Source organism: Sphingopyxis sp. MC1 (assembly GCF_000371385.1).
Classification (GTDB): domain Bacteria; phylum Pseudomonadota; class Alphaproteobacteria; order Sphingomonadales; family Sphingomonadaceae; genus Sphingopyxis; species Sphingopyxis terrae.
Window position 1 is genome coordinate 50,341 of sequence record NZ_AOUN01000022.1, and the last position, 12,005, is coordinate 62,345.

The following is a 12,005-nucleotide window of genomic DNA, read 5'->3' on the forward strand; positions in this document are numbered from 1 at the left end:
GGAAGGATGGACCATGGCTTTCAAGACGCGCATCACCGAAATGCTGGGCATCGAGCATCCGATCGTGCAGGGCGGCATGCAGAGCGTCGGCTATGCCGAACTGGCGAGCGCCGTGTCGAACGCCGGCGGCCTCGGCATCATCACCGCGCTGACCCAGCCAAGCCCTGACGCTCTGCGCGACGAAATCGAACGCTGCCGGTCGATGACCGACAAGCCCTTCGGCGTGAACATGACGGTCTTTCCGACGATCAACGCCCCCGATTACAAGGCCTATGCGCAGGCGATCATCGACGGCGGCGTCAAGATCGTCGAAACGGCGGGCACCCAAGCGGTGCGCGAGATATGGGAAATGCTCAAGCCCCATGGCGTTACCATCCTCCACAAATGCACCGCCGTGCGTCATGCGCTGTCGGCCGAAAAAGCGGGCTGCGATATCATCTCGATCGACGGCTTTGAATGTGCAGGCCATCCCGGCGAGGACGATATTCCGGGGCTGATCCTGATCCCGGCCGCCGCCGACAAGGTGAAGATCCCGATGCTGGCGTCGGGCGGCTTCGGCGACGGTCGCGGGCTGGTCGCAGCGCTGTCGCTCGGTGCCGAAGGCATCAACATGGGGACGCGCTTCTGCGCGACCAAGGAAGCGCCGATCCACGACAATGTGAAGCAGGCCTATGTCGATAATGACGAGCGCGGCAGCTTCCTGATCTTCCGCAGCCTCAAGAACACCGCGCGCGTCGGCAAGAGCGCAGTGTCGGAGGAGGTGGTGCGCCGCCTTGCGCAGCCCGATGCGACCTTTGCCGACGTCGCCGAACTGGTCAACGGCAAGGCCGGCCGCGAACTCCTCGAAACGGGAGATCTGACGAAGGGGGTATTCTGGGCCGGGATGGTCCAGGGCCTTATCCACGATATTCCGAGCTGCCAGGAATTGATCGACCGCATCATAGCCGAGGCGGAGGCTGTCCTCGATCAGCGACTGGCCGGGTTTCGCGCCTGAACGGCCTTCCCAAAGAAATGCCCCGCCGGTGGGACGCCGGCAGGGCAGTTGGGGGAGGTGATCTGGGTGGCAACTGGTGCAGGGTTGCCGTGAACGCAGGTTCGATCACCGGAACCTGCCATCCGCTTTTGGCAATGGTGCGGTTCCCCGACTTTGACTTGCATCAACAAGCGAAAATAATCATGCCCGACCGGTCGCCGCCGCGGCACCGGACGAAAGAGATTTTCACGGCATGAGCATCGTTCATTATCAGGGCTTCGCGGGAATCCGCCTCGAAGCCGACGTCATCGGATCGGATAATGACCCGGCGGTGCTGCTGCTTCACGGTGCGGGCCAGACGCGCGCGATCTGGTCGAATGTCGCCGACGCGCTCGAACAGGCCGGCCGCCGCGTCATCAGCCTCGACCTTCGGGGTCATGGCGGTAGCGAGTGGCCCGAGGATGGGCGCTATGATTTCGATGCGTTGGTCGGCGATCTGCGCGCGGTGCTCGCGCAGCTCGGCACGCGGCCGGTCGTTGTCGCCTCGACCCTCGGAGGATGGATCGCCGCTGCCGCGCTCGAACGCGATGCGGCGGTGCTCGCCTCGGGGTTGGTGCTCGTCGACCTGCCGGTCAGCGACGATGTCACGATGGCGCAGCGCATCGGCGACCGCCTGCGCGAAGCGGCCAATCGCGCGCCCGGCCAGGCGGCATGGGACGCCCGCCTGTTCGAGGCTTTCGACGCGGCGACGGTGACCGAGCGGCTTTCCGGTATCGCCCGCAATATAGCCTTGCCGACGCTCTATGTCCGCGGCGCGATGAGCGAACTTGTCTCGCGCGCCTCGGCTGCGGCGTTCGTCGGCCAGCTCCCCGATGGCGAACTGGTCGAGGTGGAGGACGCCGCGCTGGTCGTCACCGAAGACCGGATCGATGCGCTTGGCGCGCATCTGATCGACTTTCTCGAGCGCCGCGCGCCGCGCGGCTGGCCCGAATATCGCGCTGGGTCCGATGCGCGGACCTTTCGCGACGCACTCGGCTGCTTCGCGACCGGCGTTACCGTCGTCACAGCGATCGATGCGGCGGGCCAGCCGATCGGCCTCACCGCCAACAGCTTCACCTCGGTATCGCTCGACCCGCCGCTCCTCCTGGTTTGCATCGCCAACAATGCCGGCAGCGCGGCGGTGCTGCGCGAAGCCGAGCATTTCGCGGTCAATGTGCTCCAGATCGGCCAGCAGCCGACGTCGAATCGCTTTGCGGGCAAGGGCGAGGACCGCTTCGCGGCAACCGGGTGGGAGATCGGCGAATTCGGTACGCCGGTGCTGTCGGGATCGCTCAGCAGTTTCGAATGCGCGCGCGAGGCAGTGCATCCGGGCGGCGATCATTTCATTCTTGTCGGCCGCGTCCTGAAAGCAATCTTCGAACCGCGCCGCGATCCCTTGCTCTACTTCCGCGGCAAATATCGCAAGCTGCACTTCGCCTGAGGTAAGGCGCCAATTCCGGCGGTTATGGTGAGCCCTGCTGGGTTCGAACCAGCGACCTACTGATTAAAAGTCAGTTGCTCTACCGACTGAGCTAAGGGCCCATCGCGGACCGCGCGGGGGCGGTGTGCGAAAGCGAGCCGTCGCCCTAGTGCGCCGAAGCGCCGTGGTCAACCGGCTTTGCCCGCGAAAGACGCGCGGCGAGTTGGCGGACGCTTTGGCCGCTGAGCGGATGGCGCCACGCGGGTGCGATCATGCGGAGCGGGCCGAGCACGAAATCGCGCACGGTCATTGCCGCGTGCGGCACGGTGAGCGCCGCATCGCTCCATGCGCCCTCCGACCACAGCAATATGTCTAGGTCGAGCGTGCGCGCGCCCCAGCGCTGGCCGCGCCGCCGTCCGAAAGCAGCTTCGATGGCTTTCAGCCGATCAAGCATCTCGGGCGGGCTGAGCGGCGAGGCGACGAGCGCGACGGCATTGGCGTAGCGGCGACGCGATGGACCGAGCGGCGCGCTGGCGACGATCGGGCTCGCATCGACGGGTTCGATATCGTCGCTTTCGAGCGCGGCGAGTGCTGCGAGCAACACGCGCCGCGGATCGCCGAAGCGGACGTGGCGGCGGTTCGAACCAAGGCCGATGGCATAGAGGGGGAGGGGCGTTGCGCTGGTCATGCCCATGCGCCTATCGCAGCGGGGTGAAGATTGACAGCCCCTTGCCCGGTACCGAGCCGCCGCGCGATTGCCGGCGTTGCCCGCGCCTTGTCGGGTTGCGCGCCGCCTGTCGCGCCGAGCATCCCGATTGGTGGAATGCCCCCGTCTATGCTTTCGGCGATCCCGATGCGTGGCTCGCCATCGCCGGGCTCGCGCCGGGAAAGCACGGTGCCAACCGCACCGGGCGGCCGTTTACCGGAGATTATGCGGGCGACCTGTTGTTCGAAACGCTCGCCGCCTTCGGGCTCAGCCGCGGCGTCTATGACGGGCGGATCGACGACGGGCTGCGCCTGGACGGAACGATCATCGTCAACAGCGTCAAATGCCTGCCGCCGCAGAACAAGCCGACGCCCGCCGAAATCGCCGCCTGCCGACCCTATTTCGAGGGACAGCTCGCGGCGCTGCCACAGGTCAGGGTGCTGATCGCACTCGGCCGAATTGCGCATGACGCGGCGGTTCGCGCTGTGGGCGGACGGCTCGCCGCCTATCGGTTTGCGCATGGCGCGGTGCATCGCCTGCCCGACGGGCGCCATCTGGTCGATAGCTATCACTGCTCGCGCTACAACACGAACACCGGGCGGCTGACGCCGGCGATGTTCGCCGACGTGTTTCGTTCGGCGATCGCGCTGCGCGATCAGACCAGCGGGCGGAATTCGTCGACGATGGCGCGGTAAAGCTGGCGCTTGAACGGGACGATCAGCCGTTCGAGCTCGTCGAGTTCGGCCCAGCGCCAGGCGCGAAATTCCTGATGCCGGGTCGCGATATCGACATCGCTATCCTCGCCCATGAAGCGCATCAGGAACCACGACTGGCGCTGACCGCGATATTTCCCGCCCCACATCTTGCCCATCAGATGGTCGGGCAGGTCGTAGAAATGCTCGGTCTTGCTGCGCGCGATGATATCGACCAGCCCGGCATGGACGCCGGTTTCCTCGCTGAGCTCGCGGATTGCGGCATCTTCGGCATCCTCGCCGGGATCGATGCCACCTTGCGGCATCTGCCACGCGTCCTCGGCCGAATCGAGTCGCTGGCCGACGAAGACACGGCCATGACGATTGGCGAGCATCACCCCGGCGCAGGGGCGATAGGGAAGGGCGCTGGCGTCGATCATGCGGTCGCTTCGGTGACGATCGCCTTGAGGACGGTCAGATTGCCGCGGATGTCGTCCTTGGCGCTCGGGATGCCCTGCGCCAGACAGATATAGCCGTGGATGGTGCCCGCAGCTTCGCGATAGGTGGTCGGCACGCCAGCGGCGATCAGCTTGCCGGCATAGGCGCGGCCCTGATCGCGCAGCGGATCGAGTCCCGCGGTGACGAGCAGGGTCGGGGGCAGGCCGGCGGCATCGAAATCGATCGGCGACGCGCGGCGATCGGCGGGATCGGCGGCATAATGATCGCCGAACCAGGTCATGCCGCCTTCGGTGAGCAGATAGCCATCCTTGAAATCGCGATAGCTTTGCCAGTCCTGATGCGTCGTGACCGCCGGATAGATCGGATGGATCGCGACCACGGGCTTCGCGGCTGGCGCATCGCGCAGCGCAAGCGCGGTCGCGATGGTCAGATTGCCGCCCGCGCTGTCGCCCGACAGGACCAGCCCGGTGCAAGGAATATTGTCGGCGACCCAGCGCGTCGCCGCTTCGCAATCCTCGGGCGCCGCAGGGAAGGGGTGTTCTGGTGCGAGGCGATAGTCGACGGCGATCACCGGCATGTCGAGCTGACGCGCCGCTTCGGCGCAATAGGGATCGTGCGTGTCGAGATCGCCGATCACCCAGCCGCCGCCATGGTAGAAGACCATGACCGGGCCGGGCTCGCGATCGGGACGGTTGTCATAGATGCGGATCGGAATCTCACCGGCGGGTCCGGGAATGGTGCGATCCTCGACCTTCGCGATCGCGCCGCGCGGCACGTCGGCCATCTGGCCCATCACGCGCATCATCTCGCGCCCCGCCTCGGGCGGCATCTCTTCCATCTTGGGGCCGTCCTGGGCGTTGAGGAAGGCAAGAAAGGCCGCCACATCGGGGCGAACATAAGGAGTCGTGCCGTCGGTCATCCGTCATATCCCTTTGCTATGTTGTTGCCGCTGCTATTCGCCATCGGGCGGCATAATTCAATGGCAATTGGAAACTGATTGCGGCAGGCGCGCGCCGATCCGCTTTGCAGCGCACAAATTTTTCTGAATTGCGGGCGGCGTAAGACGGGCCTAGGCCCATTCCGGTAATTTGCAGGACTCTAAAGGCAGAACAGAAAATGGCGACAGTGGTCGAGGACCGGGCCGAAGATCGGCAGTCCCCCCTTTCCGACGCAGTGGTGGTTCGTTTCGCAGGCGACAGCGGCGACGGGATGCAGCTTACCGGTGGTCAGTTCACGCTTTCGACGGCGCTCGCGGGCAATGACCTGGCGACCTTCCCCGATTTTCCGGCCGAAATCCGCGCGCCGCAGGGGACGTTGTTCGGTGTTTCGGCGTTCCAGATCAATTTCGGGTCGAGCGAGATCACGACTGCGGGCGACGCCCCGGACGTGCTCGTCGCGATGAACCCCGCGGCGCTCAAGACCAATGTCGGCGTGCTCAAGCTCGGCGGCCTGATCATCGCCGATGAGGGTGAATTCAACGACCGCAATCTCGCCAAGGCGAAATATGACGCCAACCCGCTCGAGGATGGCAGCCTTGCGAAATGGCAGCTTCTGAAGCTCAACATCAGTCAGGCGACGATGGATGCGGTCAAGCCGTTCGGGCTCGGCAACAAGGAAGCGCTGCGCTGCAAGAATATGTGGACGCTCGGCCTTGCGCTGTGGATGTTCGACCGCGACCGCCAGCCGCTGATCGAGTGGCTGAAGGCGAAATTCGCCAAGGATCCCAATCTTGCCGAAGCGAATATCGCGGCGCTCAATGCGGGCCATGCCTATGGCGAAACCGCCGAACTCGCGGGACCGCTCAAGCAGCATCATGTCGCGCCGGCGCCCGCCGAACCCGGCCTCTATCGTACGCTGACCGGCGCCGAGGGCATCGCGCTCGGCCTTGTCGCCGGGGCGCAGCTTGCGCATCTGCCGATGTTCTTCGGCGGCTATCCGATCACCCCCGCATCGGCAATCCTCCACCATCTGTCGCGGCTCAAGGAATATGACGTCACGACCTTTCAGGCCGAGGATGAAATCGCCGCCATCTGTTCGGCAATCGGTGCGAGCTACGCAGGGTCGCTGGGCGTCACCAGCTCGTCGGGACCGGGTATCGCGCTGAAGGGCGAGGCAATGGGCCTCGCGATCATGACCGAACTGCCGCTCGTCATCGTCAATTCGCAGCGTGGCGGCCCGTCGACGGGCCTGCCGACCAAGACCGAACAGTCGGATCTCTATCAGGCTGTCTATGGCCGCAACGGCGATGCGCCGATGCCGGTGATCGCCGCGCGCTCGCCTGGTGACGCGTTCGAATGCGCGATCGAGGCGTGCCGGATCGCGGTCCAATATATGACGCCGGTGATGTTGCTGACCGACGGCTATATCGCCAACGCGGCCGAGCCGTGGAAAGTCCCCGACCTGACCGCCTATGAAGCCTTCCCGGTCGAATTTCTGACCCAGGTACCCGAAGGCGGCTTCAAACCCTATGGCCGCGACGAAAAGCTCGCGCGCCCGTGGGTGAAGCCGGGTACGCCCGACCTGTTGCACCGGATCGGCGGGATCGAGAAAGAGATCGACACCGGTCACATCAATTATGCGCCCGAAAATCACCAGGCGATGACCGACATTCGCAAGGCGAAGATCGACGGGGTCAAGGTTCCCGACCAGATCGTCGAACTCGGCGCCGAGGGCGGCAAGCTTGCGATCGTCGGCTGGGGTTCGACCTATGGCCCGATCCATCAGGCGGTGCGCCGCAAGCGCGCCGAAGGGAAGGACGTCAGCCAGATTCACCTGCGCCATATCTGGCCGCTCCCCGCCAATCTGGGCGAATTGCTCAAAAGCTATGACAAGGTGATCGTGCCCGAAATGAACACGGGCCAGCTCAAGACGGTGCTACGCGACCAGTATCTGGTCGATGCCAAGCCGCTCAACAAGGTGTCGGGCCAGCCCTTCCGGATTGCCGAAATCGAAGCTGCCATCGAGGAGGCGCTCCAGTGAACGAGATGACGACCATCGCCCGCACGACGACGCTCAAGGATTGGGAAACCGATCAGGAAGTGCGCTGGTGCCCCGGCTGCGGCGACTATGCGATCCTGAAGGCGGTGCAGCGCACCCTGCCCGAAATCGGCGCGGTGCCCGAAAGCACCGTGTTCATCAGCGGGATCGGCTGCTCGTCGCGCTTTCCCTATTATGTCGAAAGCTATGGCTTCCATACGATCCACGGCCGTGCGCCGGCGTTCGCGACGGGGCTGAAGCTTGCCAATCCCGAACTCGACGTGTGGATCGTCACGGGCGACGGCGATGGTCTGTCGATCGGCGGCAATCACACGATGCACCTCATCCGGCGCAACCTCGATTGCCAGATCATGCTGTTCAACAACGAGATTTACGGGCTGACCAAGGGCCAATATTCGCCCACCAGCCGCGTCGGCACCAACAGCCCGTCGACCCCGTTCGGCTCGGTCGACCGCCCGGCGCAGCCCTGCGCCTTCGCACTGGGCGCGGGCGCCCGCTTCGTTGCGCGCGGCTTCGATGTGTCGAAGGAACTGCCGAATGTTCTGAAAGCGGCCCATGCGCACAAGGGCGCGGCCTTTATCGAAATCTTCCAGAACTGCATCGTCTATAACAAGGACGTGTTCCAGGATTTCGCCGCGCCGAAGGGCGCTGAAGACCGCCAGCTCTGGCTCCAGAACGGGGAACCGATGCTGTTTGCCAAGGGCGCGAAGGGCATCGCGCTCGATCAGGAGGCGCTGACGCTCAAGGTCGTCGATGTCGTCGATGGCGACTGGCAGGCAGCGGGCGTGATCGTCCACGACGTCACCAACCGCAGCGTCGCGCACATGCTCGTGGAAATGCGCTTCGGCGAATTCCCGATGGCGCTCGGTGTCCTCTACGACGATCCGCGTCCGACTTTCGAAGCCGACGTATGGCGCCAGAACAAGGCGGCGGCTGAGGGCAAGAAGGCCGATCTGCAGAGCCTGCTCAAGAAAGGGCAGACCTGGACGGTCAGCGAAGGCGGGCCCGATCTCTGATCGCTTGCGGTCGATGCGCGCGTCGGCTTTATAGGGGCGCATGGACAATCTGACCCACAGCCTCGTCGGCGCGGTTCTTGGGCAAATGGGGCTCAAGAAAAAGACCGCGCTGGCGATGCCGACGCTGATCCTCGCCGCGAACCTGCCCGACATCGATGCAAGCTGCGCCTTTTATGGCGTCGAATCGCTCGCGATGCGCCGCGGGATCACCCATGGGCCGATCGCGCTGCTTTTGCTGCCGGTCCTGCTCTGGGCGGTGATGATCGCCTTCGACCGCTGGCAGACGCGGCGGGGAACGCGGCCCGCTGCAAGGCCGCCCTTGCATCGCGGCTGGTTGCTCGCGCTCGCCTATATCGGGTGCCTCAGCCACCCGGCGCTCGACTGGCTCAACAACTATGGCGTGCGGCTGCTCGAACCGTTCAGCCACCGCTGGTTCTATGGCGATACGCTGTTCATCATCGACCTGTGGATATGGCTGGCGCTCGGCCTGTCGGTCTGGCTGTCGCTGCGACGCGAACGGCGCGGGGCGCCTGACTGGCGACGTCCGGCTTGGATCGGTTTCACCGCCGTTTGCGCCTATATCTTCGCCAACGGTGTCATGACGGGGCAGGCCGAGGCGCAGGCGGCCGACCTGCTGAGCCGGAGCGGACAAGGCGGCGCACTGGTCGTCGCGAGCCCGCCGCCGATCGCCTTCTGGCGGCGCGATATCTTTTGGCGCGGGGGCGGGCGCTATGGCAGCGGCGCCTATGCGCTGGGGCAGGGGAGCACGGTGGAGCCGGGGGTTCCGACGGGCATGGACGACATGCGCCTCCGCGCGTGGCTGAAGTCCAATCCGCCCGCGCGCGCCTTCCTTTTCTGGGCGCGGATGCCGGTCGCGACGCGCGACGGCGATGCGATCGTCCTGAATGATCAGCGCTATATGCAGCCGTTGGCGCGCGACAACTTTACGGTGCGCGTGACCGCACCCGATACCGCCAGCTATCCCTGATGGCGCCGCCGACGATCCTGTGGTTTCGCCGCGATCTGCGGCTCGCCGAGCAGGCGGCGCTTGTCGCTGCGGCGGCATCGGGGCCGGTCATTCCCGTCTATATTCTTGACGACGAAACACCCCGGCATCGGGCGATGGGCGGCGCGTCGCGCTGGTGGCTGCATCACAGCCTCGCGCGGCTCGACGAAAGCCTGCGCGCGCGCGGTTCGCGGTTGATCCTGCGGCGCGGCAAGTGCGAGGACGAACTGGCGAAGATTGCCGGGGAAAGCGGGGCCGGCGCCGTGCATTGCCTCCGTCATTACGAGCCGTGGTGGCGCAATGCCGAGCGCGCGGTCGCGAAGCGCCTCGATCTCATATGTCACGACGGCAATTACCTCGCGCCGCCGGGATCGGTGAAGACCGGCAGCGGCGGTCTCTATAAAATCTACACCCCCTTCTGGCGCGCGCTGCGCGATCATATGCCGCCGCCTGTGCCCGTGGATGCGCCCGAAGGCCTCGATGCGCCCGGCCGCTGGCCGGCGTCGGACCGACTCGACGATTGGAAACTGCTCCCGTCCCGCCCCAATTGGGCGACGGGGTTCGAAGGCGAATGGACGCCGGGCGAAACGGGCGCGCAGGTGCGACTCGGCGCTTTTGCCGAGATCGCTGCGCGTTATGACGAGCAACGGAACCTGCCCGCGATCGAAGGCAGTTCGCGCCTGTCGCCACATCTTCACTTCGGCGAGGTTTCGCCCGCCGCGATCTGGCATGCCGTCGCAGACGCGGGGGGATCGGTCGATGTGTTCCTCGCCGAGATCGGGTGGCGCGACTATGCGCAGACGGTGATCTTGCAATATCCCGATTACGGCGGCCGCAGTGCCCGCGAAGCCTTCGATACCGCGCTGCCCTGGCGGAGCGGCAAGGAGGCCGACGCCGATTTCGCCGCCTGGCAACAGGGACGCACGGGCTATCCGATCGTCGATGCCGGCATGCGGCAGCTCTGGGCAACCGGCTGGATGCACAATCGCGTCCGGATGATCGCCGCGAGCTTCCTCATCAAGCATCTGCTCATCGACTGGCGGCGCGGCGAACAGTGGTTTTGGGATACGTTGGTCGATGCCGATTACGCGTCCAATGCGGTGAATTGGCAATGGGTCGCGGGGTCAGGTGTCGACTCGAACATGTTTCCGCGGATCATGGCACCGCTTACCCAGTCGGAGAAATTCGATGCCGCCGCCTATATCCGCCAATGGGTGCCCGAACTGGCCGATATCGGCGATGCCGCAATCCACGATCCCGATGAATTCGGTCGCCGTCCGCGAAGCTATCCCCCGAAAATCATTGGGCATCGCGAAGCCCGCGCGCGGGCGCTGTCGGCCTATGACGTCATGAAGGCCGACGACAACTGATTGTCATGCGGCGGGTTTTGCGGCAGGGAATGCTAATGAACACCCATGTCAGCCCCCGTCGCGGCAAAGCACTTCTTCGCGCCGACAGGGCTTTTCGGTCGGGTGGTTTTATCGCGCGCCTCGTCGGCCGCGCCCCGGCGGGGCTGTTCCATCGCCTGCTCGACCGCATCGATGCGGGGCTGGGCAAGGGGACGCTCGAGGGCCATCTGCCCGACGGCAGCGTGCGCATCCTGGGCGGACGTGGCAAGGGACCGACCGCGATCGTTCATCTGAAAAGCTGGTCGGCGCTGGTGCGCCTCGCGATGTCGGGATCGGTCGGTTGGTACCGGGCCTGGGACCTGGGCGAATGGAGTTCGCCCGATCCGGTCCCGCTGTTCGATCTGTTCATGCGCAACGGCGAAACGCTGGGCAATGTTGCGCGCTCGCGCGGGCCGCTGCACTGGATCAATCGCGCCGCCCATATCGTCAACCGCAACAGCCGCAGCGGTTCCAGGCGCAATATTCTGGCGCATTACGATCTGGGCAATGATTTCTACCGGCTGTGGCTCGACAGCGGACTTAATTATTCGAGTGCCTTGTTCACCGACCTTAGCATGACGCTGGAAGAGGCGCAGGAGGTCAAGGTCGATGCGATCCTCGACAGGCTCGACCTGCGGTCGGGGACGCGGCTGCTCGAAATCGGCTGCGGCTGGGGCGCACTCGCCGAACGCGCGGTCGAGCGCCACGATGTTCTCTATACCGGTATCACCCTGTCGCCGTCGCAGGCGGAGGTGGCCGAGGCGCGATTGCAGGCGGTCGATCTTTCGGGGCGTTCGCGTGTCGAAATCTGCGATTATCGGGACGCCAAGGGCCCCTATGACGCGATTGCGAGCGTCGAAATGGTCGAGGCGGTGGGGCAGGCCTATTGGCCCGCCTATCTCGACGCGATCGCGCGGCAGCTCCGCCCCGGCGGCAAGGCGGCGATCCAGTATATCGCGATCAACGACGCGCTGTTCGAACGCTATGCGGCGAGCAGCGACTTCATTCAGGCCTATATTTTCCCCGGCGGTTGCCTGATTTCCGAAAGTCGCTTCCGGGCCTTGGCCGAAGCGCGCGGGCTGGCATGGGGCAATGTGCGTCATTTCGGCGGCGACTATGCCGAAACGCTGCGCCAGTGGCGCGAACGCTTTGACGAGGCGGTGTCGGCGGGGCAACTCCCGTCGGGCTTCGACGAACGCTTCATCCGCCTGTGGCGCTATTATCTGCAATATTGCGAAGGCGGCTTTCGCGGCGGCGGGATCGACGTCGCGCAGGTCACGCTGGAAAAGATCGACGGATAGTCGACTAT

General features: G+C 65.1%; 11 protein-coding genes and 1 tRNA gene. 8 read left to right on the top strand and 4 right to left on the bottom strand.

Annotated features, from left to right (window positions below):
* Positions 1 to 13 precede the first annotated feature (13 nt).
* Entirely contained in the window at positions 14 to 994 is a 981-nt protein-coding gene (locus EBMC1_RS16220; protein ID WP_003051310.1) for an NAD(P)H-dependent flavin oxidoreductase, read from the top strand.
* A 232-nt stretch (positions 995 to 1,226) separates the two neighbouring features.
* Positions 1,227 to 2,453: an alpha/beta fold hydrolase gene (locus EBMC1_RS16225; RefSeq protein ID WP_003051314.1), complete on the top strand. Its 1,227-nt coding sequence runs from the start codon at positions 1,227 to 1,229 to the stop codon at positions 2,451 to 2,453.
* A gap of 25 nt (positions 2,454 to 2,478) precedes the next feature.
* Here EBMC1_RS16225 and EBMC1_RS16230 read toward each other — a convergent pair.
* Positions 2,479 to 2,554, bottom strand: a tRNA-Lys gene (locus tag EBMC1_RS16230).
* Between the two features lie 44 nt (positions 2,555 to 2,598).
* Positions 2,599 to 3,126: a 2-amino-4-hydroxy-6-hydroxymethyldihydropteridine diphosphokinase gene (gene folK / locus EBMC1_RS16235; protein WP_003051316.1), complete on the bottom strand. Its 528-nt coding sequence runs from the start codon at positions 3,124 to 3,126 to the stop codon at positions 2,599 to 2,601.
* 17 nt (positions 3,127 to 3,143) lie between these two features.
* On the opposite strand from folK, the gene EBMC1_RS16240 reads away from it, so the two are divergent.
* On the top strand, positions 3,144 to 3,833 hold the full coding sequence (locus EBMC1_RS16240) for a uracil-DNA glycosylase (protein WP_003051319.1): 690 nt from the start codon (positions 3,144 to 3,146) through the stop codon (positions 3,831 to 3,833).
* Here the strand turns inward: EBMC1_RS16240 and EBMC1_RS16245 are convergent.
* Positions 3,794 to 4,270, bottom strand: a complete 477-nt coding sequence (locus EBMC1_RS16245; RefSeq protein ID WP_003051322.1) for an RNA pyrophosphohydrolase — start codon at positions 4,268 to 4,270, stop codon at positions 3,794 to 3,796. The two genes, EBMC1_RS16240 and EBMC1_RS16245, sit on opposite strands and share 40 nt — an antisense overlap.
* Positions 4,267 to 5,208, bottom strand: a complete 942-nt coding sequence (locus EBMC1_RS16250) for an alpha/beta hydrolase (RefSeq protein ID WP_003051325.1) — start codon at positions 5,206 to 5,208, stop codon at positions 4,267 to 4,269. Before EBMC1_RS16250 ends, EBMC1_RS16245 begins: the two co-directional genes overlap by 4 nt.
* A gap of 197 nt (positions 5,209 to 5,405) precedes the next feature.
* Here EBMC1_RS16250 and EBMC1_RS16255 point away from each other — a divergent pair, with 197 nt between their 5' ends.
* From EBMC1_RS16255 to EBMC1_RS16275, 5 genes are read left to right on the top strand one after another with little or no spacing between them, the layout of a single operon-like run.
* Positions 5,406 to 7,268, top strand: coding sequence for a 2-oxoacid:acceptor oxidoreductase subunit alpha (locus EBMC1_RS16255; RefSeq protein WP_003051329.1), 1,863 nt, complete (start codon positions 5,406 to 5,408; stop codon positions 7,266 to 7,268).
* Positions 7,265 to 8,302, top strand: coding sequence for a 2-oxoacid:ferredoxin oxidoreductase subunit beta (locus EBMC1_RS16260; protein WP_003051331.1), 1,038 nt, complete (start codon positions 7,265 to 7,267; stop codon positions 8,300 to 8,302). Before EBMC1_RS16255 ends, EBMC1_RS16260 begins: the two co-directional genes overlap by 4 nt.
* Positions 8,303 to 8,342: 40 nt before the next feature.
* A complete protein-coding gene (locus EBMC1_RS16265) occupies positions 8,343 to 9,290 on the top strand; it encodes a metal-dependent hydrolase (protein WP_003051334.1) in 948 nt (315 codons plus the stop codon).
* Positions 9,290 to 10,678, top strand: coding sequence for a cryptochrome/photolyase family protein (locus tag EBMC1_RS16270; RefSeq protein ID WP_003051336.1), 1,389 nt, complete (start codon positions 9,290 to 9,292; stop codon positions 10,676 to 10,678). The genes EBMC1_RS16265 and EBMC1_RS16270 overlap by 1 nt, the downstream gene beginning before the upstream one ends.
* A 35-nt stretch (positions 10,679 to 10,713) precedes the next feature.
* Positions 10,714 to 11,997, top strand: coding sequence for an SAM-dependent methyltransferase (locus tag EBMC1_RS16275; protein ID WP_003051339.1), 1,284 nt, complete (start codon positions 10,714 to 10,716; stop codon positions 11,995 to 11,997).
* The last annotated feature ends 8 nt before the right edge of the window (positions 11,998 to 12,005 follow it).